This window comes from Pandoraea sp. NPDC090278, from assembly GCF_044772185.1.
Lineage (GTDB): Bacteria > Pseudomonadota > Gammaproteobacteria > Burkholderiales > Burkholderiaceae > Pandoraea.
On sequence record NZ_JBIVYJ010000005.1, the window covers coordinates 1 to 23,990 of the forward strand.

22 protein-coding genes are annotated in these 23,990 nt (G+C 63.7%); 13 read left to right on the forward strand and 9 right to left on the reverse strand.

Annotated features, from left to right (window positions below; all coding sequences use genetic code 11):
• From ACIQWO_RS17940 to ACIQWO_RS17955, 4 genes are all read right to left on the reverse strand, one after another.
• Nucleotides 1–569, reverse strand: a 569-nt coding sequence (locus ACIQWO_RS17940; protein WP_402826896.1) for a hypothetical protein, incomplete at its 3' end; no start/stop codon positions are given.
• Nucleotides 570–827: 258 nt separating this feature from the next.
• Nucleotides 828–1,835, reverse strand: a complete 1,008-nt coding sequence (locus ACIQWO_RS17945; protein WP_402826899.1) for a FecR family protein — start codon at nucleotides 1,833–1,835, stop codon at nucleotides 828–830.
• A 186-nt stretch (nucleotides 1,836–2,021) separates the two neighbouring features.
• Nucleotides 2,022–2,597, reverse strand: a complete 576-nt coding sequence (locus tag ACIQWO_RS17950) for an RNA polymerase sigma factor (protein ID WP_402826902.1) — start codon at nucleotides 2,595–2,597, stop codon at nucleotides 2,022–2,024.
• Nucleotides 2,598–2,599: 2 nt separating this feature from the next.
• On the reverse strand, nucleotides 2,600–3,301 hold the full coding sequence (locus tag ACIQWO_RS17955; protein WP_402826905.1) for an energy transducer TonB: 702 nt from the start codon (nucleotides 3,299–3,301) through the stop codon (nucleotides 2,600–2,602).
• A gap of 383 nt (nucleotides 3,302–3,684) precedes the next feature.
• Here ACIQWO_RS17955 and ACIQWO_RS17960 point away from each other — a divergent pair, with 383 nt between their 5' ends.
• From ACIQWO_RS17960 to ACIQWO_RS17975, 4 genes are all read left to right on the forward strand, one after another.
• Nucleotides 3,685–4,212, forward strand: coding sequence for a spore coat U domain-containing protein (locus ACIQWO_RS17960; RefSeq protein WP_402826908.1), 528 nt, complete (start codon nucleotides 3,685–3,687; stop codon nucleotides 4,210–4,212).
• A gap of 13 nt (nucleotides 4,213–4,225) precedes the next feature.
• The gene (locus tag ACIQWO_RS17965; RefSeq protein WP_402826911.1) at nucleotides 4,226–5,020 is read left to right on the forward strand and encodes a molecular chaperone; all 795 of its coding nucleotides are present in this window, start codon (nucleotides 4,226–4,228) and stop codon (nucleotides 5,018–5,020) included.
• 64 nt (nucleotides 5,021–5,084) lie between these two features.
• Nucleotides 5,085–7,358, forward strand: a complete 2,274-nt coding sequence (locus ACIQWO_RS17970) for a fimbria/pilus outer membrane usher protein (RefSeq protein ID WP_402826914.1) — start codon at nucleotides 5,085–5,087, stop codon at nucleotides 7,356–7,358.
• Nucleotides 7,355–8,317 carry a spore coat protein U domain-containing protein gene (locus ACIQWO_RS17975; RefSeq protein ID WP_402826917.1) on the forward strand — a complete coding sequence of 321 codons (963 nt, stop codon included), beginning with the start codon at nucleotides 7,355–7,357 and terminating at the stop codon, nucleotides 8,315–8,317. Before ACIQWO_RS17970 ends, ACIQWO_RS17975 begins: the two co-directional genes overlap by 4 nt.
• A gap of 3 nt (nucleotides 8,318–8,320) precedes the next feature.
• On the opposite strand, the gene ACIQWO_RS17980 is transcribed toward ACIQWO_RS17975, so the two are convergent.
• Nucleotides 8,321–9,928: a hypothetical protein gene (locus ACIQWO_RS17980; protein WP_402826920.1), complete on the reverse strand. Its 1,608-nt coding sequence runs from the start codon at nucleotides 9,926–9,928 to the stop codon at nucleotides 8,321–8,323.
• Between the two features lie 312 nt (nucleotides 9,929–10,240).
• Here ACIQWO_RS17980 and ACIQWO_RS17985 point away from each other — a divergent pair, with 312 nt between their 5' ends.
• On the forward strand, nucleotides 10,241–11,245 hold the full coding sequence (locus ACIQWO_RS17985) for a flagellar brake protein (protein ID WP_402826923.1): 1,005 nt from the start codon (nucleotides 10,241–10,243) through the stop codon (nucleotides 11,243–11,245).
• A complete protein-coding gene (locus ACIQWO_RS17990) occupies nucleotides 11,245–12,039 on the forward strand; it encodes an IclR family transcriptional regulator (protein ID WP_402826926.1) in 795 nt (264 codons plus the stop codon). The genes ACIQWO_RS17985 and ACIQWO_RS17990 overlap by 1 nt, the downstream gene beginning before the upstream one ends.
• A gap of 57 nt (nucleotides 12,040–12,096) precedes the next feature.
• Here the strand turns inward: ACIQWO_RS17990 and dmpG are convergent, their stop codons facing one another.
• Nucleotides 12,097–13,116, reverse strand: coding sequence for a 4-hydroxy-2-oxovalerate aldolase (dmpG, locus tag ACIQWO_RS17995; protein ID WP_150577325.1), 1,020 nt, complete (start codon nucleotides 13,114–13,116; stop codon nucleotides 12,097–12,099).
• A gap of 34 nt (nucleotides 13,117–13,150) precedes the next feature.
• Nucleotides 13,151–14,137, reverse strand: a complete 987-nt coding sequence (locus ACIQWO_RS18000) for an acetaldehyde dehydrogenase (acetylating) (protein ID WP_170836280.1) — start codon at nucleotides 14,135–14,137, stop codon at nucleotides 13,151–13,153.
• Between the two features lie 725 nt (nucleotides 14,138–14,862).
• Here ACIQWO_RS18000 and pagP point away from each other — a divergent pair.
• Nucleotides 14,863–15,582, forward strand: a complete 720-nt coding sequence (pagP, locus tag ACIQWO_RS18005) for a lipid IV(A) palmitoyltransferase PagP (protein WP_402826932.1) — start codon at nucleotides 14,863–14,865, stop codon at nucleotides 15,580–15,582.
• Here pagP and ACIQWO_RS18010 read toward each other — a convergent pair.
• The gene (locus ACIQWO_RS18010; RefSeq protein WP_402826935.1) at nucleotides 15,558–16,814 is read right to left on the reverse strand and encodes a sugar MFS transporter; all 1,257 of its coding nucleotides are present in this window, start codon (nucleotides 16,812–16,814) and stop codon (nucleotides 15,558–15,560) included. The two genes, pagP and ACIQWO_RS18010, sit on opposite strands and share 25 nt — an antisense overlap.
• 391 nt (nucleotides 16,815–17,205) lie before the next feature.
• Between ACIQWO_RS18010 and ACIQWO_RS18015 the strand changes: the two genes are divergently transcribed.
• The 6 genes from ACIQWO_RS18015 to ACIQWO_RS18040 all read left to right on the forward strand — a co-directional run bounded on the left by ACIQWO_RS18015 (nucleotide 17,206) and on the right by ACIQWO_RS18040 (nucleotide 22,696).
• Entirely contained in the window at nucleotides 17,206–18,291 is a 1,086-nt protein-coding gene (locus ACIQWO_RS18015; protein WP_402826938.1) for a hypothetical protein, read from the forward strand.
• Between the two features lie 346 nt (nucleotides 18,292–18,637).
• On the forward strand, nucleotides 18,638–19,096 hold the full coding sequence (locus ACIQWO_RS18020) for an HU family DNA-binding protein (protein ID WP_150577330.1): 459 nt from the start codon (nucleotides 18,638–18,640) through the stop codon (nucleotides 19,094–19,096).
• 491 nt (nucleotides 19,097–19,587) lie between these two features.
• Nucleotides 19,588–20,385 (forward strand): transporter substrate-binding domain-containing protein, encoded by a 798-nt coding sequence (locus ACIQWO_RS18025; RefSeq protein ID WP_402828206.1) that lies wholly within the window; start codon nucleotides 19,588–19,590, stop codon nucleotides 20,383–20,385.
• Between the two features lie 325 nt (nucleotides 20,386–20,710).
• Entirely contained in the window at nucleotides 20,711–21,307 is a 597-nt protein-coding gene (locus tag ACIQWO_RS18030; protein WP_402826941.1) for a PadR family transcriptional regulator, read from the forward strand.
• Nucleotides 21,307–22,146 carry a siderophore-interacting protein gene (locus tag ACIQWO_RS18035; RefSeq protein WP_402826944.1) on the forward strand — a complete coding sequence of 280 codons (840 nt, stop codon included), beginning with the start codon at nucleotides 21,307–21,309 and terminating at the stop codon, nucleotides 22,144–22,146. The genes ACIQWO_RS18030 and ACIQWO_RS18035 overlap by 1 nt, the downstream gene beginning before the upstream one ends.
• A gap of 202 nt (nucleotides 22,147–22,348) precedes the next feature.
• A complete protein-coding gene (locus tag ACIQWO_RS18040; RefSeq protein ID WP_039399723.1) occupies nucleotides 22,349–22,696 on the forward strand; it encodes a hypothetical protein in 348 nt (115 codons plus the stop codon).
• Nucleotides 22,697–22,809: 113 nt separating this feature from the next.
• Here the strand turns inward: ACIQWO_RS18040 and ACIQWO_RS18045 are convergent, their stop codons facing one another.
• On the reverse strand, nucleotides 22,810–23,565 hold the full coding sequence (locus ACIQWO_RS18045) for an SDR family oxidoreductase (RefSeq protein WP_402826948.1): 756 nt from the start codon (nucleotides 23,563–23,565) through the stop codon (nucleotides 22,810–22,812).
• Between the last annotated feature and the right edge of the window lie 425 nt (nucleotides 23,566–23,990).

A 23,990-nucleotide genomic window follows, 5' to 3' on the forward strand; every position in this document is an offset into this window, starting at 1 on the left:
CGACGCCCGACGTTGAACGTCTCCCAGTTCAGAATGGCCTTCTCGCCCGTCTGCTCGATCTTGACGTTGGTGTTGCCTGCGGCGTCGCGCGATTGTGCGATGTCCTTCTTCGCGTTGATCCAACCGGCGGTGAGGCTATTCGTGTCGACCTTCAGGCCGCCTTCGGCGAGACCGTCGGGAATCGTTTCGGGAGACGCGGCAGCGGCCTGACGCGCCGCCGTCTGCGCGGCCTGCATCGCGGCGATGCCTTGCGCAGCAGTCGCGAGATTGGCGATGGAGTTCTGCAACGCCTGATTGGCGCGTTGCTGCTGTTCGCCCGGATTTTGCAGCGACGTGACAGGCATGCCATTCGGCAGACGTCCCGTTTGCGCCGCCGTGGTCTGTGCAGCGCCGCGTGCGGCGAACCATGCGTTGCTGAACGCCTGCTGCGCGTGCGCTTCGCTCCAGAAGCTGCCGGTGGCGAGCACCAGTGCGACGGCGTGCGTCATTGGCGAGAGGCGCAAACGTCGTGCGCCTGGCGTCGAATGTCGTGACTGAACCGTCTTGCCCGTCTGTCCGCGTGTGACCATCTGGAACTCTCGCCTCATTCTGCGCCGTCCCCGCAACGCGTCATTCCCCGTGCGTGCGAATCGGCTTTTCCCGTTGATTTGTGCGCACTACGACCCGAGTGACGGTGTCGCAGAAACGTCGTGACGAGCTAAGACGAACCCGGCGAATAGAGTCCGCAAAATTTTTTGCAGACGACTGCGGCAGTACGTTTTTTGAAGGATGCGACGCGCACCGGCCACACAACCGACGCGCGCTTCACATCAAGGGAGACAACGGAATCAGGTGAGAACGAGCAGGCCACCCGGCAACTGGCGGGCGTGCAGATCGAAGCTGTATTGCAGCTGGGCGATGGCGCGATCGAGCGATGCAATGTAAAAACTGCCGCTCACGGGCTGGTTGCGCACCTTGTCGTTCATGAGCACGATGCGACCCGGACGATACCGGTTGATCTCGTCGAGCACGACCGCCAGACGCGTCTGGCGGAACACCAGTTCGCCATTGCGCCATGCGGACACATTGGCAGCATCGGCCAGCGTCACACCGGCAAGTTGGTGACGGTCGTACGCCGTCTGCTGCGCTGCGTGCAGCACGCGCTGCCCCATCGGATGATCGACACGCACCGCACCTGACAGGCAAGTCACGCACACGCGACCATCGAGATATCGCACCTCGAACCGTCCCGACGTGGACGAACTCGTGCCGTCTGCGGCCGCCACGACAAACGCCGTGCCAGTGCCGTTCCCCTGGCCACCGGCTAGATCCACGGCGGCTTCCCCGCTCAGCAGTTCGATGCCGGGCACACTGGCGGACGCATCCGTACGAATACGGGTCTGGGTGTTGAGCGTGACGTCGACCTGCCCAGCCGAGCCAGCCAAGCGGATGGCACGCTGTTCGCCGGTCGCGGTGCTGTAGTCCGCCCCCCATTGATCGGGCGACGGCCACAGCCCGGCGGGCGGATGGACGATAGCAGCCACCGCCAGCGCAGCGCCGCCCGCGACCATCGTGCCGAGAAAAGCACGGCGGCCGGTGCGACTGGCGACCCGAACGGGCGGCGTGCGTCGTCCGAGCGTCTGGCCGAGCGCCGCCGCAGCGGGGGTGTAACTGTCCCACTGCGCGCGCGCGGCATTGAACGCCGCCTTGTGCGCCGGACTGGCGTCGAGCCAATGTCTGAATCGCTCGGCGTCCCATTGCCTGACGGTGTCCGACTTGAGCAGGCGCAACCAGACCCAGGCTTGCCGATGCAGCTCGTCCGGGGTGTTGGCGTGGTCGTCAGGAATGGAAGTCATGTCTGTCTTGTTATTCGATGGTGCACGGCGCCGAGGCACTCGCCGTCGTGCCGAAGCCCCACCGACGAGGCCCGCACGCGGTTTCGCCACGTCCGCCAGTAAGTAGACGGATGGCGAGCGCGAAATCCGCAAACTTTTCGCAGATCGAATTCTTACGCGGCATTACGTGAGCTATCGCCTGAGCCATCACGCGTCGCGCTCCATTTTGCGCGCCAGGTAATCGTGCGCATGCTTGAGCTCATACTCCACGGTGCGTTTGGAGCACCCCAAACGCTGCGCGACGTCCGACTGAAGCAGGTTCTCGAAGTGCACGAGCACGAAGATCTCACGACGGCGCTCGGGCATGCGCTCCAGCCACTGCATCATCGTCTGCATCTCGATGCGCGCCTGCACCGTCTGTGCCGGACCGGGTGCGGGGTCGGCCAGTTCGATGAGCGCGTCGACTTCGTCGAGCGGCAACGCACGGCTGTTGCGACGCAGCGCGTCCACCGCAATGTTGATCGCCATGCGCACCAGATAGCTGCCCGGGCTGCGCACCGACGCGGGCAAGGCATGCGCAGCTTCGCCAGGTTCACCCGGTTCGTCGGGATGGCTCGCGTCGTCCGACGGCGGCGCCGGTTCGGCGTTCACACGCAGCCATGCGTCGTGCAGGGCGTCGCTGGCGAGATCGCTGCTGCCGAGCAGATGCGTCACCCGGCGCTTGAGCGCGCCGTAGTGGCGGATCAGATATTCGGAGAGGGCCGGTTGGGAATCGTGCGCCATGCCTAGCGTTCCCGGCGCTCAGTCGTGCATGGGGTTGTCGCGCCGGACGCTCGCGCCGTGTTCGGCACGATCAGCAGCGTGAGCGGCTGATGCAGGTCAGGGGGCGGTGCGATGTCCAGCACGACACGCTGCAAGCTGGCGAGGATGGCACGGTCACGCCGTGCGTCGCCCGTACTGCTCAACAGTTCGACGTTCTCAAGCGCACCGCTCGGCCTCACACCGAAGCGCAGCAGCGCTCGATACGCGCCGGGCGCGCTGTCTGTACTGGCGCATAGGGCCGACATCACACGCGCCTGAACGAACGCCGGATAGCCCGCAAGGTTGCCAAGTCCAGCGCGCTCGGCCGCCCCCGAAGTTGCGCCGTCGGCTGCGCGCAGCACGAACGCCGGTCCCGTATCGCTTGCAATGCGTTGCGCTACGAGCCCCGTGCTTTCCAGTAATTGTGCGAGCGCCGTTTGCGCCGTCAGAAACCCGTGAACGGGCGACGACTCAAGCCCGTCGACCAGCTCGCTTCTATATAACGTGGGCAAACGCGTGACGCGGGCGAACTCGCGCAGGGCGTCAGACAGGGGTTGTGCGGGGATATCGAAGGACAGAAAGGCGTCGCCGCTGCGTAGCGCAGGCTGTGCGATGGCGAGCGTGCCACCGCAAAACACGAAGCCGGCAAGCGCGAACGCGCGCAGCGGCGCGAAGCTGCCTGTCATGTCGTCGAGAGTGGCGTTGGCTGGGAAGGCTGGACCTGCGGGCCCTGCTGGACCTGCGCGACCTGAGTTGGCGAGCGTTGCCCTCGGGTGAGCGCAGAACCTGAATCGGCTTGAAAGTTACCGCTCGCTCGTGACAGACGCATGACAGTTAGCAGTGCTGCGCGTGGCATGCGGCGCCCGGTCTTCCGGAATTAAACGGTCATTTGAAATAAAAGAGCTAAGCCGCGACGGTTCGTCACTCGCATGACACAAAGGCAAGCGACCGATATACACTGTGTCTTAGTAGTGCGACGTACTTTACGTATCAACGTGGTATGCGGCAACGGCAGCTGCATCGCCTTGTGCCCGCTAGGTCCTTCCGACGTTTTTTCGAGAAACCGACGATGAATAAACCAGCTGCGCGCATTACCGTCCTCCTGGCAAGCCTCTTGCTTGTTCCACCGCTGCCTGCGGTCGCTGCGGTCTACAGCAACGGCACCGCCACCAGCGCCTTCACCGTCACGCTGATCATTCAGGCCGGTTGCTCGGTCACCTCCACACCGATGACCTTCGGGACGGTTTCCAGTCTGTCGACGGCACTCACGGCGACGACGACCCTGTCGGTGACGTGCACGAATACCACGCCCTACAACGTGGGCTTGAGCGCAGGCACCACCACTGGCTCGACGATTTCCGCACGTCTGCTGGCGGGCGCCACCAGCGGGAACACGGCAACGGTCGGGTTCGGCCTCTTTCAGGACTCGCTGCACACCACCAACTGGAGAACGACACAGGGCACCGATACGGTTAGCGGCACCGGTAACGGCACGGCGCAGTCCGTGACCGTCTACGGTCAGGTGCCGACATCGGCGGGCGCGATTCCCCGGCCGGATACGTATTCGACGTCGATCACCGCGACCGTTTACTTCTAGCGGGGCGCCAACGATGACAGTTTTCCGCCTCGGGGCGGAGCGACGCGCCATGACCGGCGCGGCGGGATTTGTTCGCCACATTGCGTTGCGCTCCCCTCTTCTCTTTGTGCTTGCGGCGACGCTCGGCAGTCTGCCCGCTGCGGCCGCCACGCTTCAGATTTCCCCCGTCAACGCCGAATTCGCAGCCAAACAGAACGCCATCGGCATGACGTTGAGTAATCCGGGAGACACGACCGTCTACGGTCAGGTCCGGATCTACACGTGGACGCAGGCGGATGGCGAGGACAAGCTCACGCCCACCGATGCTATCGCTGCGAGCCCGCCGATCCTGCGCATCGAACCCGGCAGTTCTCAGATCATCCGGCTCGTGCGGACGGCGAACACCCCGCCCGCCACCGAACAGAGTTTCCGCCTGCTCGTCGACGAACTGCCCGAACCCGGCCAGCCCGCGCAGAGCGGCATCACCATTCATATGCGCTATTCGATTCCCGTGTTCGTCGCGCCGCCGACCGTGCCCGCGAAGCCTGACCTGCGATTCAAACTCAAGACCATTGACGGCGTGTGGCACCTCGAAGCCGAAAACCACGGCGGCACCCGCGCACAGATCGGGGCTAGCAGTCTCGTCGACGCGGCAGGGAAGTCGCACCCGCTGACCAGCGGGCTGCTCGGCTATGCGCTCGCCGGGCAACGGCGTGTGTTCAAGGTGTCGTGGCCGGTCGGCAAACCACCTGCATCGCCGCTGGCCCTCGACGCCGCGGTCAACACCGTGCCCACGCGCTTCGTCGTCAATATCGATGGCGGCGGGTGAGCGCGCGCGTCTCCGTGCGAACGCCCTCACCGCTGCTCTCGCCTTGTCTGGCGCGCTCGCGCCTGTGCCCGACGCAACCGCCGCCGACGCCACGCCCGCCGACTACTATCTCGACGTCTCCGTCAACGGTGCGGCGACCGGCGCCATCGCCCACTTCATCCTGCGCGACGGGCGCTTCAGCGCCGCCGCCGACGACTTGCAATCGCTCGGCATCGACGTCAGTCAGCTCAGCGTCTCCGGCGACGCACAGGTCCCGCTCGACAGGATCGGCGGCGTGCAATATCGCTACGACGCCGCGCGGCAGAGCATCGACATCGACGTGCCCGATGCGTTGCGCGTGCCGTTCCAGATCGGCCGTGTCGCACCGCGCGCGGCGAACGCCATGACGTCGCGCGGCTTCGTGTTCAATTACGACGCGCTGATCGAGCGCGACCGGATGACGCGCGCCTCCAGCTGGACAGAGCTTCGGTACTTTCATCCGGGCGGGGTGTTCAGTCAGACGGGGGTGTTCGACACGTATTCGGGCAGTCAGGCCTATCTGCGCTACGACACGTTCTGGCGTCACGACAATCCTGCCGAGATGACGAGTCTGCAACTGGGCGACACGATCTCCGGTTCGCTGGCGTGGTCGCGCTCGATTCGCATGGCGGGTGTGCAGTGGCGCAAAAACTTCGCCCTTCGGCCCGACCTCGTCACGTTCCCTGTGCCCACACTCGGCGGATCGGCGGCAGTCCCTTCGTCCGTCGACGTCTATCTCGACGGCATCCGGCGCTTTGGCGGCAGTGTGCCCGCCGGTCCGTTCGTGATTCGCGAAACGCCGGGGCTGATCGGCAATCTTCAGGCGACGGTCGTCACGCGCGATGCGCTCGGGCGCGAGAGCGTCCTCAACGTGCCGCTGTATATCGACACCCGCATGTTGGCGGCCGGGCTGTCGAGTTATTCCTTCGAAGCAGGCGTGCCGCGCACCGACTACGGCTTCCGTTCGTGGGGCTATGAGCATCGCGTGGCCGCCTCGGCGGCGTATCGCTACGGTGTGTCCGACCGGCTGACGACCGAATATCACGCAGAAGGCTCATCAGGACTGGTGAATGCGGGCGTGGGCGCGCTGGTGTCCATGTCGGGCTATGGGGTGATGAGCGGTTCGCTGTCCGGCTCCACGGGTAAGCGCAACGGCGCGCAGATCGGTGTGGGCTACCAGTACCTGTCGCGCGGCTTCTCGTTCGATTCGCTGTTTCAGCGCACCATCGGCGACTTCCGTGATCTCGCCACGCTCGGCGGCTCCGGTGTGCCAACGGCCATGGACCGTGTCACCATCTCCACGCCGTTCTGGGAAAACCGGACGCTGTCGCTGAGCTACATCGGCATGCGCGGCCCCGACTTCCCGACGTCGCGCGTGCTGTCGGCCAACATCTCCTGGCCGGTGCGTGTCTTAGGCTCGCTCAACCTCGGTGCGTTTCAGGATTTTGCGAATCGGCGCAGCTACGGTGTGTTCGCGATGCTCAGCTTTACGCTCGGCCCGAATACCGTCGGGTCGGTGTCGCTGGCCAGACAACAAGGCTCGACGCAGGCCCTCGCCGGGGCCACGCGCACGCCCGACTACGGCGGCGGCTGGGGATGGAATGTGCTGGGCGGCGTGAACGACAGCGTGCGCATCGGTCAGGCGCAGGCGCAGTATCTGGGGCGCTACGGACAGGCGTCGGCACAAGCGCAGACGTACGACGGGCAGACACGTGTCGGTCTCGGACTGTCGGGGGCGGTCGTCGCGATGGATGGCGGTCTGTATCCGGCGCGGCGCATCTACGACAGCTTCGCGCTGGTCAAGACGGACGACGACGCCAGCGTGCCCGTGCTGCGCGAACAACTCCCGGTCGGACGCACCAACGGCATGGGCAATCTCGTCATCCCCGATCTCAACGGGTATCAGATCAACCGTCTCAGCGTCGACCCGACGGATCTGCCCGCCGACATGCGCATCTCGCCCGCCGCACGCACAGTCATTCCCGAGTCCGGGGCCGGGGTGCTCGTCGCGTTCCCGGTGCATCGCTACCGCGCTGCGCTCATCACGCTGGTCACGCCGGACGGCGTACCGTTGCAGGTCGGTGCACGCGTCACCCATCGTGAGACGGGCGCGCAAACGATTGTCGGCTACGACGGCCAGACGTTCGTCGACGCCTTGCAGCCCGACAATTCGCTTGTGATTTCGCAGGACAACGGCACGTGCGTCGTGACGTTTGCCTACGATCCGGCCGTGCAAGGCGCGATGGCGCGTATCGGACCGCTGGTCTGCACGCCACAGGGCAAGCCCGCCTCAGCAAGACCGCAGGGGAGAGATCGATGAAACGCTTCGTCTTGCTCTCGATCCTGTTCTTGATGGGCTGGTTCGCAGCACCCACGGCACAGGCGCAGTCCTGCTCGCTCGGTGCACCGACCATCGCTTTGCCCGCCTTCAGCCCGATCGCAGGCACCGCAGTGACGACAACTGGAACGGTTCAGGTCACTTGCACCTGGGGCGCGATCAATCTGGTGCCGAATGTGAAGATCTGCGTGACCTTTACGGGGACGTCGCCGCGCACGCTGGCGAACGGCAGCAACACGATCGCATACAACATGTACACCGACAGCGGATACGCAACCCCGTGGGGGTCGACGGCGTCCACCGCCCTGTCGACCACGTTCAGTAACTCGATCCTTGGCGGCACGGGCAGCAAGAACATCGACATCTACACCCAGATCGCGGCGAACCAGACCACCGTACCGAGCAACAACAACGGCGACACCGTCTACTCCGCGACGTACGCGGGAAGCACTATCACGCTGTCCTATCAGTTCTATTTGCTAGCCGCCCCCGCGTGCGGCACGCCGGGCTTTTCGACCGGTACGACGAATGGGTTCACCGTGAACGTTACGGTCATCAACAAGTGCACGATCAACGCGACGGGCCTCACGTTCGGACCGTCGACCACGCTGAGCAATACACTGACGGCACAAGGCTCGCTTGCCGTGCAGTGCACGAACAACGACGCGTATCAGATTCTCCTGAGCAGCGGCGTGAGCGGGCAAGTGGGGGCGCGCACGCTGAAAGGTCAGACCTTTGGCGCGACGATTCCGTATCAGCTCTATACCAACTCGACGTATGCCACGGCGTGGGGCGACGGCACGGGCGGCACGTCGACCTATGTCGGCACCGGCACCGGGCTCGTGGTACCGATCACGATCTACGGCCGCATTCTTCCGCAACCGTCCACCCCGGCACCGGACACCTATCAGGACTCCATCACGGCAACGATTCAGTTCTGAGGATCAGAGCCAGGACGACTCCATTTCGAGGTGTGTCGCGCCCGAGGGTGGCGACGCAGCGAACCTCCGCTCCCTGACGACCGTCTCCCCGTCGCCATGACACGACGACGCGCCCACGACCCGCTCAAGCAGCGCCGCGCTCCAATGCTGATACAGCAGCAACAAGCGATACGCAGCGCGCGCGGGTGTCGCACCACCGCTGTCCCAACCGTCGCCTGTCCAGCGTTGGCCCCACGGATTCTCGGCGGGACTCAGGCTCAGGTAGTTCAAGCCATCGACACACGACGCGTGACACGACACGTCGAACTCGCTGCATGCCACCGTGATCAGGCTGGCCGACAAGTCTCTTTGAGAGGCGAGTAAGCACTCGCGTAGGTTGGGATGCGATGCGATCTTCGCCAGCAGCGGTGTGTCGCAGTGCCGCGTCAGTTGTGTGACGCGCGTGGCGCGGCGCTGCATCGTTACGATGTCTTCCGGCGCGACGTCTGCCAATCGTTCGGACAGGGCCTCCCAGCGTTGCGTAAGCGTTCGGGCGTCGAGCGTGAACGATTCGTTCCGCGCCCACGTGCCTAGCAGACTCGTCACCGCGCGGCAGGAGTCGAGCATCAGCCCGGCCACGCGCAGCATGCCGCGATACTCGTCGGTCGTCGACGAGGGCCCGGAGAACCACGAGGGCACCCACAGTCCGAGACGCGCGGGAGGCACGGCCGAGTTGGCGAACGTGAAGAGTGTTGCGACGTCGCGCGCACGCGTCAGGTTGCCCAGTGTGCCGCGCCACGACGTTTGCGGCGTCGCCGGTAGCAATACGCACGCTTCGAGCAGGCGACAACCGGCGTCCATGCGTTTGAGGATTTCGTCCACCGCGTGATGACGGATCAGGGTCGGGGAACCGAGCGACTGTGTGAGTACCCCCTTCACTCCTTCGAAGGCCAGCAACGACCAGTCGGCCCACGGCACACCGAAGGGCGTGTTGGCGGTCGCGATGCCGCGAGCGGTGCGCTGCGACGCCTCATCGTCCGTATCTCGCTCGCGATACAGACATGCGGCAATCACGGCGAGCAACGACAGATTGCCGACGAGCGACATGGCGTCGCGTGCTGCGCGAAAGTGCCACCCTCTGCGGCCGGTTGCGGCGACGGTGTCCAGCCAGGTGGTGATGTCGGCACCGATACGTTCGATGCTTGCGTCAGCCGCATCTGAAACATCGTCATCGTGAGTGGGCGCCAACATCGCATCGACCTGCTGCGCGCTCTGTGCGAGACGCGCGTCGCGTGCATGCGCCAGATCGAACTCCTTGCGATAGAAGTGCTGACACGGTCCGGTCGTCAGCCAGAGCCCGGCCCACGCATGCGCAAATGCCTTTGACAGGTGTGGATCGACGCGACGCGTCGCGGTGTGCCCGCTCACGTGTCCATACAATGGTGCGTTCAGCCGTTCATGACGCGCCGCATTCGACGCTTGCGTGAGCCGCGTGCCGAAGTCGGCCCGTTCGGCACGGCGGCACGCCCTGTCCTCGCGCATGCCTGCTGGCGCGATCCCCGCCTCGGCGCGCTCGCCCAGTCCCCAATCGGGCCCCCCGCCGTTAGCCCCGGAACACTGCTGGTACCCCATCGCTTCCCCCTGCCAGAACGTCGCCGGTCACCCCGGCAAACCGCCGACTATAGGCAGACGACAACGAACGCGCGGCGTCCTGTCGGGCGGATACGCGGGAAAGCCGCGGAATACCGGCGATGTCACGCGTCGTGCGATGCCCTCCGTCGACACCCCAGCGAGCACCCACTTACGCAGTTTGTGCATGTCGGGCGGGACAAGCAGATCGCGTCCCCTCTCGCCAAGTGCCAATGCGTCGCGGTAGACTTTCGCCACACTGACGTCTGCGGTCGTCCCGGGCACTCCGGCGAGCGCCCACTTCGCTGAATCGATATGTCTACCAACACACCTGCTCAACCGTCCGTCGCTTCGACTTCGGTACCTGCCTCGTCTTCCGTGCCTGCCTCGTCTGCTTCCGTGGCGCAGGGGCTCCCACTTGTCGCGCTGACACCCGATGAGATCCCGCTGGGCGAAGCCCTGCCCTGGGCTATCGTCGACCGCAATGGCGAGCCACTGCTGGCCGAAGGCGATATCGTGCCGACGCAAGCGGGCCGCGACTGGCTGTTCTCGTCGTTCGCGCCGCATCGCGTAGCCACGCTCGGGGAAGACGACGCGGCGGCCATCGCGCCCGCCGATACAGCGCCGACGACGCAAGCACCCACTGACAACGCGGCCACGGCCAGCGGTGCAACGTCTCCGCAGTACGGACTCACCGACCTCAATCTGCGCCCCGGCGACTGGCTGCAGATTCAGTTGCCGCCCGGTGCCGGATCGCAGCGGGTACGCACGCGCGTGATTGGTCATGCGCCGAATCAGATGCTGTTCGTCACGGCCCCCACGGGTCGCGCCGCGCCGCCGACGCTGCAAGCCAGCGAGCGCCTCGAACTGTGGACGTTCTCCGGCGAAGACATCTATCACTTCGTCTGCACGGTCGAGCGTGTCGAGCGCTCACCGTTCGATTACGTGGTGTTGTCGGCACCGGCACAAATCCGTCGCAAAGTGCTGCGCCGCTCGCAACGGGTACCCGCCAAGCTGGTCGTCTCCGTGAGCGCGGCCGAGGACCGGCATCTGGCACTGCTTCAGGACGTGAGCGCCGAAGGCGTTTCGCTGCTCGCCGACACGCCGCTGGGCGCGCCCGGCGACAGCGTACAACTGGCGTTCCGCGTGCGCGTGGGCGACATCGATATGCCGATCGAAGCGACCGGCACGATTCGCGGCGTGCAGCAAGGCGACGACGGTCATCTGCACGGCATCGAACTGCCTGTGCTCGAACCGTCGCATTACGTGGCACTCAAGTGCTATGTGTACGAGCGCCTGCTGGCGCTCGGAGGTGCCTGATGGCCAAGCCGAAGGCACCGGAGGCCGAGCGCCCTCGCACCCTCGCCAGTCAGACACTCTTTCGCGGTCTCGATATCGTGGAAGCGGTCGCCGCAGGCATCGACACCGTGCCCGCGCTCTCGGCGCACACCGGCATCACGCCGTCGACCACGCATCGCATTGCGTCGGCGCTGGTGCACGCGGGGTATTTGCGTTTCGAGCCGCGTCGCGGTTATCGGCTCGGCAACAAGCTCATCGAGCTGGGCTTTCTCGCCTATCGTCAGATCGATCTGCCGCGTGTTGCGCGCCCGACGCTTGAAGGACTCGCGAGCGAGACGCAGGACACAGTGCATCTCGCCGTCGCCGACGGCTGGGAAGTCATGTACCTCGATAAGCTGCCCGGTCAGCGCGCCGTGGAAATCAGCTCGCGCATCGGCGGCCGCAAGCCGATTTGCGTCACGGGTGTCGGTAAGGCGTTGTTGCTCGATCAGGACGAAGCCGAGTGGCAGGCGCAGCTCGAGCACTATCAATCGAAGGTGCCGTCGCATCCGGTCGATGCTGCGGCATGGCTCGCGCGCATGCACGACTATGCGCGTCTGGGCTACGCCTTCGATCTCGAAGACGACACGCCGCAGATCCGTTGTGTCGCCGCCCCCGTCTACGACGCGAGCCAGCGCATCGTCGCGGCCATCAGCGTGTCGAGCACGACCAAGTACATGAGCCGTGAGCGCATGCAGGAACTCGTGCCCAGCGTGAAGAACGCGGCGGCGCAGATCAGCCGTCAGTTGGGCTGGTCGGGAAATGCGCGGGCATAAAAAAACCGGCCCCGTCTGACGAGGGGCCGGCATTGGCACGGAGATGCCACAAACTAATTACGCAGCGCGACGCTTGATCAAGTCGAGCGCGACATCGACGATCATGTCTTCCTGACCGCCCACCATACGACGCTGGCCCAGCTCCACCAGAATGTCGACGGTCTTCAGGTCGTAACGCGACGCAGCAGCTTCTGCGTGACGCAGGAAGCTCGAATACACACCCGCATAGCCGAGTGCCAGCGTCTCGCGATCCACGCGCACGGCGCGGTCCTGCAACGGACGCACGATGTCGTCGGCCGCATCCATCAGCGTGTACAGATCGCAACCGTGGTTCCAGCCCAGACGCGACGCCGCCGCGATGAACACTTCCAGCGGAGCATTCCCAGCCCCCGCGCCCATGCCCGCCAGACTCGCGTCGATGCGGTCGCAACCCTCTTCCACCGCAACGATGGAGTTCGCCACGCCGAGGCTCAGGTTGTGGTGCGCGTGCATACCGGTCAGCGTTTCGGGTTTGAGCACGTCCTTGAAAGCGCGGAAGCGATCGCGCACGTCGTTCATGCCGAGCGCACCGCCCGAGTCCACCACGTAGATGCACTCAGCGCCGTACGACTCCATCAGCTTGGCCTGCTCGGCCAGATGCTGCGGCGTGGTCATGTGGCTCATCATCAGGAAGCCGACAGTGTCCATGCCCAGCTCACGCGCATAGGCGATGTGCTGGCGGGAGACGTCAGCCTCCGTGCAGTGCGTGGCGATACGCACCACGCGCGCACCGGCGTCATAGGCTTCGCGCAGGTCATGCACGGTGCCCACGCCAGGCAACAACAGCGTCGCGACCTTGGCGTGCGTGACGGTCTCGGCCACGGCAGCGATCCATTCGAGATCGGTGTGTGCGCCGAAGCCGTAGTTGAAGCTCGACCCGGCGAGGCCATCGCCGTGGGCCACTTCGATGGAATCGACCTTGGCCTTATCGAGCGCTGCGGCAATCGCCTTCACGTTGGCGATGCTGTACTGGTGACGAATCGCGTGGCTGCCGTCGCGCAGCGTCACGTCGGAGATATAGAGCTTTTTCTGGGTCATGATGAGGTGTGTCTCCTGATAGCGCGTGCGACGTTCAGGCCGCGAGCGCCAGGCGGGTGGCGGCGATGCGATCGGCACAGGCCAGCGCGGCGCTGGTCATGATGTCCAGGTTGCCCGCGTAGGCCGGCAGATAGTGCGCGGCGCCTTCCACTTCGAGAAATACCGAGGTCTTCAGACCCGTGAGCTTGCCCAGACCCGGCACGTTGAGCGGACGCGAGGCGTCGAACAACTCGAACTGCACCTTCTGCTTGAGGCGGTAGCCCGGCACGTAAGCGTGCACCTTGTCGACCATCGCCTGAATGCTGGCTTCGATGGCGGCCTGATCGCCCGGCTCCGACAGCACGAACACCGTGTCGCGCATGATGAGCGGCGGCTCGGCCGGATTCAGCACGATGATCGCCTTGCCGCGCGATGCGCCGCCCAGCACTTCAATCGCCTTGGACGTCGTTTCCGTGAACTCGTCGATGTTGGCGCGCGTGCCCGGTCCGGCCGACTTGCTGGAGATCGAGGCAACGATTTCCGCGTAGTGGACCTTTGCCACCTGCGAGATCGCCGCGACCATCGGAATCGTGGCCTGACCGCCGCACGTCACCATGTTGATGTTGCGGGCGTCCAGATGCGCGTCGAGGTTGATCGACGGGATCACATAGGGGCCAATCGCCGCAGGCGTCAGATCGATCACCTGCACGCCGCGCGCTTGCAGCAACTCGTTGTGATGCGCGTGCGCTTTCGCCGACGTCGCGTCGAATGCGATGCGAATGTCCTCGAAGCCGGGCATGGCCAGCAGGCCATCGATGCCGCCTGCGGTCACGGGTACGCCAAGGCGCTCAGCGCGCGCCAGGCCGTCCGAGGCCGGGTCGATACCGACCATCGCGCCCATTTCCAGATGCTCGCTGTTGCGCATCACCTTGATCATCAGGTCGGTGCCGATATTGCCCGAGCCAATGATCGCTACTTTCTGTTTGCGTCGTTCCGTCACTGTCGTCTCCTGAACGTGTCCGTCCACCGGTATGAGGCGCATCGTAATTCCGCTCGAACTTAAATGTCAATATGTAAACATTGATCTCATATTTTGAGATTTACGAAATCGATGATTTATCCACATTTTTTGTTCACAAGCCCGTTGATAACTTGCGGAAAAGCATCGCAAGTGACTGATCCGACAGGGAAGATTTCCCGCGCGCGAAAGTTGTGCCACTTGCTGCAAAACGTGGCGCGGCGCGGGTTTCAGGTGCACTTCGTTATCCACAGAATCTGTTTGCAAGCCAGTGGACAACTCGCGGATAGCTCGCTCAAGTGCTTGATCGGAAGGGGGAAAAATGTCGCGCGCAATTGCTGCGCCATGACATGAGCACGCCGGGAAATTTCCCATGTCGAGTGCGATGTCTTCGAAGCACCCATGAGCCTCCTCACGTTATCCACAGAAAATGTTCACAACCCAGTGAATAACACGTCGATATCCGCAGTATCCCGTTGACGCAAAAGGACTTCTTTGTCGCGCAGCAGGTTCGATCAACATCTGCTCCCGCAACGGGCAGTCGTGTGAGATTGGATGAAATAGCGTGAGAGGACGAACTTTCGCGTTTTCAGCGCGGTCTAGTAAGCAGTTTCCAGGGAACACCGGATTCGCGCTCCGCGCTCCGGTTAGGCACGCGACTTCCGACTTCGATTAGCGGCCACCCCGGACTCTCGCTCGACGCCGACGCTCGCGACCGGCACGTTTTTTCGCAACACGTTCACTCAACCATGACTACGACCCCCCAATTCACCGGGCGGCTCGCGCCATCGATTTCACTCGCACCGCTTGCCCACCTTTCCCGGACGTTTCCCCGCCGCGCACTCAGCCTGAGTTCGCGTGCGTCGCATGCATCGCGCTTTGCCCGCGTCTTTTCGATGACGTCGCGCTGCGTCGCCGTAGCGTCCGTGCTTGCATTGCTCACACCGCTCGCCGCGCATGCCGACGATTCGCCCGGCGTCATCTCGACTTGGACGGGCGCCATTGCCGATGAGTTTCGGGAGATCGCCACCGAAGGCGCGAGCGAGCTTTACGTGCCGCTGCATACCCATCATCTGCGGTTCGCATACACGCGCGAGAAGATCTCGCAGTACAACGAGAACCCGTGGGGTCTTGGCTATGGACGTGTACTCTCCGACGGCAAGAACGGCTCACGCATGCTCTATGCGATGGCCTTCAAGGACTCGCACAACGACTGGTCGCCGATGGCGGGCTATGGACGGATCTGGAACGTCGCCAACGCGGGGCCGGTGCGATTCGGTCTGGGCTACACCGTCTTCCTGATGTCGCGCTCCGACACGCTCGGCGGTGTGCCCTTCCCCGCTGCGCTGCCGTTGGCCGAAGTGGGCATCGGACGCGCCGCCGTCGCCACCGCCTACGTACCCGGCGGCAAGGGCAACGGCAACGTGCTGTTCATCTTCGGTCGCTACACGTTCGGCAAGCCGGGCTGATCTTCCTCCGCCCCATCTCCCGATACGTCCATCTCCGGCATGGTGCGCGCGCACCATGCCCCGAAGCCTGCGATGTAGCAGTACGCCAGCGCAGGCACCAGAAACGACAGCACGATCCCAACGCCGTCGGCCAGCGCTCCTTGTAGATAAGGCAGGATCGCGCCGCCCACGATAGCCATACAGATTAGCCCACCGCCTTCGCTCACACGTGCGCCAAGTCCACCGACCGACAACGAGAAGATCGTCGGGAACATGATCGCGTTGCCCAGACCGCACGCCAGCAACAACCACATGGCAATCGCGCCCGGCAGCGTCAGCGACGCGAGGATCAGCATCAGGTTGTAGAGCGCGCACAGACCGAGCAGCTTCCCCGGCGACACCTTGCGCAACAGCCACGCACCTGCGAACCGGCCCACCATCGCCCCGCCCCAATAGAACGCCAGATAGCGGCTCGCATGCGCGTGATCGGCGATGCCCGTGCCCGTGTGCGTCAGATAGACGATCAGAAAACTTCCGATACTCACTTCCGCGCCGACATAAAGAAATAGCGCCACGATGCCGTAACGCAAGGGACGGTGCGACAACAGGCTGCGAACGTTACCGAGCAAACCGGGCGAAGCAGCGGTGTCCGCGCGTTGCTCCGGCAACGTCAGACGCCACAGCACAACACCGCCGAGCGCCAGCACTGTCGCGAGCAAGCCATACGGGCCGCGTACGCTGTCCACCGCGTGACCGGTCGCCCCCGACGCCTGCGGCGCGAGTATCCAGAGCGCCGCGAGCGGGGGGCCGACGGTCGTGCCCAGTGAGTTGAACGCCTGCACCAGCGTGAGACGGCTCGCTGCTTCGCCACGCGAGCCGAGTGTCTCGACGTAGGCGTTCACCGCGACCTGAAGCAACGTGATGCCGCTCGCGAGCACGAAGAGCGCCGCGAGAAAGCACGGGTAGGAGACGAGCGCCGCCGCCGGGAAAAACAGGGCGCAGCCGAGGCCCGCCAGCCAGAGCGACGTCGCCAACGCGCGCCGGTAGCCCACGCGGGCGGTGTATTGCCCTGCCGGGTAAGACACCACGAAATACGCAGCAAAGAAGCTCGATTGGATGAGCGCCGCATCACGGTACGTCAGATCGAAGGCCGCCTTGAAGTGCGGCACCAGAATATCGTTCAGCGACGTAATGAGCCCCATTGCGAAGAAGAGCGCGGCGAGCATCGCGAGTACGCGATTCGCGGAAGGCATGGGGGAAACAGAGGAAGAAACAGAGAAAGCAGAACCGGGAGCAGGTGAAGACGTGCGGGAAGCAGGAGCGGAAGCGGGAACAGCAGCGGGAGCGGAATCGCCAGGGTCGCGCGTGCGGTCGACAGGCATGCAGGGTCTCCAGTGGACAACGGCAGAGCACGTTGAAAACGCCATGAAGGGGGCCGGTCTGAGCAGTGTAGACCGCACTATCGATGCCGGGATACGAGAGGAATCCGAATTTTGCGTGACGCCACGATGTTGCGCGGCCCCTCGTCATCCGTCGAACAGGGCCCATTCTTCCTTGTTTTTCGCCGCTTTCGGCTATTGTCAGCCGACGTCTTTTGATTGACTATCCGCAGCATAGGATATGCCGCGACATTGGGGAAACAACATGCGGGGTTTCAAGTTTTTCGGATTAGCGACGAGTTGGCTCGTCGCGGGCGCACTCGGCGCGGCCGGTCACGCTCAGGCGCAGACCGCAGGCACCTCACGTGCGCCGGTCGCCGCGTGTAACTGCGCGCAAATCATCGCCGATTGTTCGGCGTCGGTATCGGTACTTCCGACGCGCGCCCTCAACGGCGTGTTTTCCGCCGACGTCACGCTGATGACGGACGCGCCTTCCTGCGCCAAGGTCGATTACCAGCTCGACGACACGCCCTACGTCACGATTCTGCGTGACGGCACGCAGGGCAGTCAGCGTCTGTACGGCACGCGCCCGCTGACCCGCAACAGTCTTTCGCACATGTCGTGCCACGTGTGTGCGGCCGCCGCAGCGCCCGTGCCGAACGACGGCCTGGGCGCCGACATGGCTCGCGTCGACGGCGCATCGGGCACCTACAGCGTTGCGCCCGCACCAGCCGCCCCGGCCGTCCCGGTGAATTCGGCCCCTGCTGCACCGGCAGTGAGCACCTATGCGCCGCCGCCGACTGCCGCGCAAAACGCGAGCATCGCGGCGACGGCACCGCAGGACACGCCGCTGCCGAGCACCATCGGCGACACCGCAGGACTGAACGCCGTGAACGCTGCAGGCAAGTCCGAATCGCCGGAGGTCGCCCGCGATGTGGCAGCGATCAACGCCCCCGCACCTGCGGGTACGACGCTGGTGACGCCGCCGATTCCTCCAGGCACCGTCGTCGTGCAGACCAGCGCACCGGCGCCGTTGCGCCTGGTAAATCCGTCGGGACGCTGGCGCGGTCTGTGCACGAACGCGCCGCCGTGGTGGGGACTTTTCGGCAAGCCGATGACGCGTCTGATGGCGCTTGCACTGAACGGCTCACAAGTGACGGGCAGCGTCGACGACGTCGAACCCAATGTTCACACCACGGTGCAGGGCACGCTCGCGGGCGATCGTCTTCAACTCGCGGGCAGTTACGGCGCGAAGCACGACATCACTTTCGGCCCCGACGGCACCACACTCACCGATGCCTGGTGCAACGACGACGGCCGCTGCGAAACCTGCGAAATGCAGCGTTTCTGAGGGTTTCGGGACGATTGAGCCTTTGCGCGAAGCGGCGTTTGCATCGAATCATCCGGCCGACGCCGCGCAAAAATCACGTAAAAATTCGCGTCGAAAAATGCGCTGAAAGACGGGTAAAAACCGGACAATCGATTCGCCGTCGCGAGAAGAAATTCCCGGCACGTGAAAGCGGCGAATCGAAAAGTCGCGATTTTCGCCGCTCAGCCTTGTGCGGCAAGCGCGCAACATAATGCGCGCACTACTCGCACAAAGCGATTTCTTAGGTAGAATCGTCGGCGCAGCAAGACGTAACATTCGGGTGGCCGTTCTCCGACGGCACTTTCTTATTCTCATCGATTGGATCGATATGGCAACGGCAAAGAAAGCAGCAGCAAAGAAGGCCCCTGTGGCGAAGAAAGCTGCTCCGGTAGCAAAGAAGGCTCCGGCAGCGAAAAAGGCAGCAGCACCGAAGGCAGCCCCGAAGGCTGCTCCGAAGGCAGCCGCTAAGGTTTCGCCGATCAAGGAAGCACTCAACAAGACCCAGCTCGCAGCACACATCGCCGAAACCTCGGCTGTCGCCGTCAAGGACGTCAAGGCTGTGCTCGCCGCTCTCGAAACCACGATCGTCAGCGCACTGCACAAGAAGGGCGCAGGCGAATTCACGCTGCACGGCCTGTTCAAGGTCACGTCGCAACAAATCGCTGCCAAGGCGAAGCGTTTCGGCAAGGACCCGTTCACGGGTGAAGAGCGTTGGTTCCCGGCAAAGCCGGCTTCGGTGCGCGTGAAGGTTCGCCCGCTGAAGAAGGTCAAGGACGCCGCTCAGTAAGTCTTGCCATCGCGTTGCCGTGAGCTTCACGGCGGCGCGAATCGACAGGATCTGACAGTAGTCCCGGAAGACGGTGCCGATACTTCGGCACCGTTTTTTTTCGCCCTGACGTAAGACGTTCGTCGAACGTTCACCGCGTCCCGACGACTGACTTCGTCGTCCTCAGCAATCCGCGCGGCATGCATCGGCCCTCTTACATGAAGGGTTTTCGCTGGGGTTTTTGCTGAGTGGACGCATCCGGATCCGGCCGCTAACATCGCTCGGGACACGACGCGTCGCGACAAGGCACTGCACGGTACGCCCCTTCGCTCGCCGACGACGTCTTCGCGAACTCAGGAGATCCGTTCATGACCCGCAAGTTTTCGCGTCACCCGGCAAGTCCCCAGCCATCGCTATCGCGTTCATCGCATCCGGCCGATCACCCGAATTCTCACGACGCTACTACCGTTAGGTCGCGCCGCAATTTCCTCACCACACTCGGCTTCGCCGCAATGCCTGCCGGTTTTGTCGGCTCGCTAGGCGGCACGCTCGGAAGTCTGCTCACAGGCACGGCGTCGTTTTTCGTGACGCCCGTGCACGCGCAAACTGTGGCCGACATCAAGAAGAAGGGCACGATCAACGTCGGCATGCTGATCGACTTTCCGCCGTATGGCACGACCAACGCGCAGGCGCAGCCCGATGGCTACGACGCCGACGTCGCCAAGTTGCTCGCCCACGATCTCGGCGTGAAGGTGAACATCGTGCCGGTGACAGGGCCGAACCGGATTCCGTATCTGCTCTCGGGAAAAGTGGACGTGCTCGTCGCATCGCTCGCGATCACACCCGAGCGCGCCAAGCAGGTTCAGTTTTCGAAACCGTACGCGGCCGCGACGATCCTCCTGCTCGGCAAGAAAGGCACGTCGATCAAGTCCGCCGCCGATCTGAAAGGGCTGCGTGTGAGCGTGGCGCGCGCGAGCACGCAAGACACTGCCGTCACGAAGACTGCGCCGCCGGGCACCGAGATCCGCCGCTTTGACGATGACGCTGCTGCCATGCAAGCGCTGCTCTCCGGTCAGGTCGATGCCATCGGTTGCTCGGTGACGGTCGCAAACGTCATCAATACGCGAGCGCCGGACCAGTTCGAGCCGAAGTTCAATTTGCTGCAACAGGCGATGGGCATCGCACTGCGTCCGAATCAGCCGGAGTTGCTCGCTAGCGTCAACGACTTCGTCACACGTAATACCGCCAATGGCGAACTGAACAAGCTCTATCGAAAGTGGCTTCAGACGGATCTGCCGTCCTTGCAGTAAGTCCCTCCCCGCGAACACCGCCGCTTCCGCTTTCATCGCCCATCGTCCGGGACATCCCCGGCAACGGGCGATGCCCTCCGCCGCCCGCCCCACTATCGAAATACGTATTTCGATATAGTTTTCGTACAGTCTCACCACGCGACTCACAGACGAAAAACCATCCACTCCCTTATCCCACAAGGCTTTCGAGCACTCCCCGACACATCGGCGAAAAAATAATTTTGCTTTCGATTCAATTTAGATATATCGTAAACACGTCTTAACTACATCGATAAGGAGTCGCATCATGCGTGGATCACGTGGCGATTTCATGGGCCGAGGCCCTATGGACCTGGACAGAATGGATTTTGGCGACGAACGACGCGGTGGGCGTCATGGACGGCGCGGTGGTGGTGACGGATTTGGCGGACACGACGGCGAAGGCCGTGGTGAGCGTAGCGGTCGCGGTGGACGCGGAGGTGGCCGACTCTTCAGTCACGGCGGTCTGCGTCTTGTGCTGCTACACCTGATTTCGCTGCAACCGCGTCACGGCTACGAGTTGATCAAAGCCATCGAAGAAAGCGTGAACGGCACCTACAGCCCCAGCGCTGGCGTGGTCTACCCGACGCTCACGCTGCTTGAAGAAATGGGCTATATCCGGGTGCAGGAAAATACCGGCGACAGTCAGCGAAAGTCGTATGAGATCACCGACACCGGCCGCGAATATCTGGCCGAGAACGAGGACGCCGTCAGCGAACTGCTGGCACGACTGGCCACCCGTCGCGAGCGCTCGGAGGACATGCCCCCGCAAGTCATGCGCGCGCTGCACAACTTCAAATACGCCGTGCATTTGCGTCTGGGCGCCGAGCCGCTCACGACCGAACAGGCCAACGCGTTTGCCGCGATTCTCGACGCGGCCGCACAACAACTGGAGCGACTCTGATGCAAGACAACGCTGCACCGAACGTCACCCTTGATCGCACGCCGCAGCGCGTGCGTCATGAACTTCGATTCCGTCTGCTGGAAGTGCGCAGCGTCGAAGCGCTCACGCCGCACATGTTGCGCGTGACGCTGGGTGGCGACGATCTGGAAGGCTTCAACAGCCCGGGCTTCGACGATCACGTCAAACTGTTCTTCCCGAACCCGGAAACCGGCGAACTGGCCGTGCCGCAGATCGGCCCCGAAGGCGTGGCGAAGCCCGCGCCGGGCGATGCGCCGCGTCTCATGCGCGATTACACGCCGCGTCAGTACGACGCCGCGTCGAAAACGCTCGTGATCGATTTCGCGATGCACGAATCGGGCCCGGCCACACAATGGGCGCGCTCGGCCAAACCGGGCGACAAGCTCGGTGTCGGCGGCCCGCGCGGCTCGTTCGTCATTCCGATGAACTTCGACGGTTACGTCCTGATCGGCGACGATACGGCGCTGCCCGCGATCTCGCGACGTCTGGCTGAATTGCCCGCTGGTGCCCTGGTTTTCGTCTTCGCAGAAATCGACGGCCCGGCCGACCGCCTGCGCTTCACGAGCGAAGCCGACGTGGTCGTGGAATGGATTTATCGCGAGAGCACCCCTGCCGGTCAGAGCACCGCGCTGATCGACGCCCTTGAGGTCGCCAGCCTGCCCGCGGGCGATCTGCATGTGTGGGTCGCGGCCGAAGCTGGCGTGGCGAAGGCGGTACGCCGTCATCTGGTCGAAGCGCGCGGGCTCAATCCGAAATGGGTGAAGGCTGCGGCCTACTGGCGACGCGGCGACGCCGCCGTCCACGAAAATCTGGACGACTGACGTTACGCCCGGTTGCGTGGCCCTACGCCCTAAAGACCACCGTTAGTTGCGGACTCCCGTTCGTCCCTTTGGAGAAATTCCCTGCCGTCTTTCGGAATTGCCTGATAGAAATGCCGGGAACAAATTCCGACTATGAAAACGCGCCCGGGGATGTCGAATTTCGGCACCCGGAGGGCGGTTCACCCATAGGGGGTACGACGACATGGAGCAACGCAAACGACACGACGGTTTCGAACGTTGGGCGGCGGGCGCGACGGCGCGCCAGGCCGGGCGGGACGACGCCCGCTGGCGTGTCTTTCGCGCGCCGGAGCAGGCGGATTTTCACGGGTTCGTCGTCTGGTGCTACACGCAGGGCGTGTTTCTCGGGCAGGAGTTCGACCGGCGCACCGACACCATCACGCACTGTTATGTGCGCAATGGCGCGTGGGCCGTGCAGTTCGATTCGTTCAGCGAAGCCTGCGAGCGCGCCTTCGACATTCACGCGCCCACGCTGATTCTCTATGCGCCGGAGCGCAACGGCAGCGTCTTCGTCACCAGCACGGAGCAATAGGCCATCCCCGGTGTAATGCACGATGCGCATCGCGCGCAGCACGCGAATTACACCTGGTCAACCCGTACTGCGCTAAAACGACACCGGCCAGCCGAAGCGCTGACCGGTTTTTTTTACGCGTAGTTGCGGATGTCGTCGATTTCGGTCTGACCGAAGTCGTCGCGATCTGTCAGCGCCAGAATGCGACGGGCGACGTCTTCCGGCGACGACAGCTTGCCGCTCGCCTTGAGATCCTGAAAACGTGCCAACGCCGGGAAGCTTTCGACGCTGCTGCTGCGAATCGTCTCCTGCATGCCAGTGTCGACCACGCCCGGGGCCAGCGAAATCGCCTGGACGCCGTGCTCGTGATGTTCGGCATTGACCACGCGCGTATACATATCCAGCGCCGCCTTCGTCGAGCAGTAGACGGCCCAGCCAGCATTCGGATTGCGGCCCGCGCCCGACGAGATGTTCACGATCTGGCGCTTGGCCGTCAGCCCTTGCGTGGCGGCGAGAAAGCGCGACGTCAGCAACATGACCGACGTGACGTTCAGCGCAAACGCCGCGCCGATGGCCGCCGGATCGTTCAGCGCCGCCGAGTTGGCGACCGGGTGCACCGTACCGGCATTATTAATTAGCAGGTACCGACCGGCGTCGCGCGGCAGCGAGGCGAAGATGCGCTCGGCCGTCTGGGCGGCAGCGGCGGTGTCGGCGAGATCGACGGCGATCTGTTCGAGCTTGACGCCCTTTTCGCTGGCCAGCGCGGCGAGTTCGTCGTCCGTGCGACGTGCCAGCGTCACAAGTTGGGTGCCGGGCGCGAGCAAACCGCGCGCGAGCGACGCGCCGAGACCACGGGAGGCACCGGTAAGAATGGCAATCGTTTGGGACATTGGGAGAAGTGCGGTCGGAAGACACCGCAAAAAAAGGCGACGGGATCGCCATTATCCGCGTATCGCCGGAATGCCGCTATACCGACCAAAAGTCGTTTTTCACGGCAAAACACCCGGGATTACGTCGATCCGGCGCAATCTGGTGCGTCAAATAGACGCCGGGTGGCTCTAAAGCGAAATAGAGTATTGCGGAATATAATCGCGAACTCGGAACGCCTATCGCCTAACGTAGTAATTAGGGGTATTTGCAGACCCTTCGGAACACTCAGCCCGCAGTGCAGCGCAAGGTTTATCGCGCGTCAATGCCCTGAATCGCCAAGGTTGTCGCGGTAAGTACAGGTGTTTTAAGTGCACTGCACATTACCGTCTTATGGGTATATATTCCCCCCTCATGGAAACGATACCGAAAATCATTTCGGCGCCTG

Bases quoted from the DNA above. Each gene is read 5' to 3' on its own strand.
- ACIQWO_RS17990 (WP_402826926.1), top strand. From the start codon at position 11,245: ATGGCCAAGCCGAAGGCACCGGAGGCCGAGCGCCCTCGCACCCTCGCC.
- ACIQWO_RS18010 (WP_402826935.1), bottom strand. From the start codon at position 16,814: ATGCCTTCCGCGAATCGCGTACTCGCGATGCTCGCCGCGCTCTTCTTC.
- ACIQWO_RS17950 (WP_402826902.1), bottom strand. From the start codon at position 2,597: ATGGCGCACGATTCCCAACCGGCCCTCTCCGAATATCTGATCCGCCAC.
- ACIQWO_RS17980 (WP_402826920.1), bottom strand. From the start codon at position 9,928: ATGGGGTACCAGCAGTGTTCCGGGGCTAACGGCGGGGGGCCCGATTGG.
- ACIQWO_RS18045 (WP_402826948.1), bottom strand. From the start codon at position 23,565: ATGTCCCAAACGATTGCCATTCTTACCGGTGCCTCCCGTGGTCTCGGC.
- ACIQWO_RS18015 (WP_402826938.1), top strand. From the start codon at position 17,206: ATGCGGGGTTTCAAGTTTTTCGGATTAGCGACGAGTTGGCTCGTCGCG.
- dmpG (WP_150577325.1), bottom strand. From the start codon at position 13,116: ATGACCCAGAAAAAGCTCTATATCTCCGACGTGACGCTGCGCGACGGC.
- ACIQWO_RS17945 (WP_402826899.1), bottom strand. From the start codon at position 1,835: ATGACTTCCATTCCTGACGACCACGCCAACACCCCGGACGAGCTGCAT.
- ACIQWO_RS18000 (WP_170836280.1), bottom strand. From the start codon at position 14,137: ATGCGCCTCATACCGGTGGACGGACACGTTCAGGAGACGACAGTGACG.
- ACIQWO_RS17975 (WP_402826917.1), top strand. From the start codon at position 7,355: ATGAAACGCTTCGTCTTGCTCTCGATCCTGTTCTTGATGGGCTGGTTC.
- ACIQWO_RS18025 (WP_402828206.1), top strand. From the start codon at position 19,588: ATGCCTGCCGGTTTTGTCGGCTCGCTAGGCGGCACGCTCGGAAGTCTG.
- pagP (WP_402826932.1), top strand. From the start codon at position 14,863: ATGACTACGACCCCCCAATTCACCGGGCGGCTCGCGCCATCGATTTCA.
- ACIQWO_RS17955 (WP_402826905.1), bottom strand. From the start codon at position 3,301: ATGACAGGCAGCTTCGCGCCGCTGCGCGCGTTCGCGCTTGCCGGCTTC.
- ACIQWO_RS17965 (WP_402826911.1), top strand. From the start codon at position 4,226: ATGACAGTTTTCCGCCTCGGGGCGGAGCGACGCGCCATGACCGGCGCG.
- ACIQWO_RS17985 (WP_402826923.1), top strand. From the start codon at position 10,241: ATGTCTACCAACACACCTGCTCAACCGTCCGTCGCTTCGACTTCGGTA.
- ACIQWO_RS17960 (WP_402826908.1), top strand. From the start codon at position 3,685: ATGAATAAACCAGCTGCGCGCATTACCGTCCTCCTGGCAAGCCTCTTG.
- ACIQWO_RS18030 (WP_402826941.1), top strand. From the start codon at position 20,711: ATGGACCTGGACAGAATGGATTTTGGCGACGAACGACGCGGTGGGCGT.
- ACIQWO_RS18040 (WP_039399723.1), top strand. From the start codon at position 22,349: ATGGAGCAACGCAAACGACACGACGGTTTCGAACGTTGGGCGGCGGGC.
- ACIQWO_RS18035 (WP_402826944.1), top strand. From the start codon at position 21,307: ATGCAAGACAACGCTGCACCGAACGTCACCCTTGATCGCACGCCGCAG.
- ACIQWO_RS18020 (WP_150577330.1), top strand. From the start codon at position 18,638: ATGGCAACGGCAAAGAAAGCAGCAGCAAAGAAGGCCCCTGTGGCGAAG.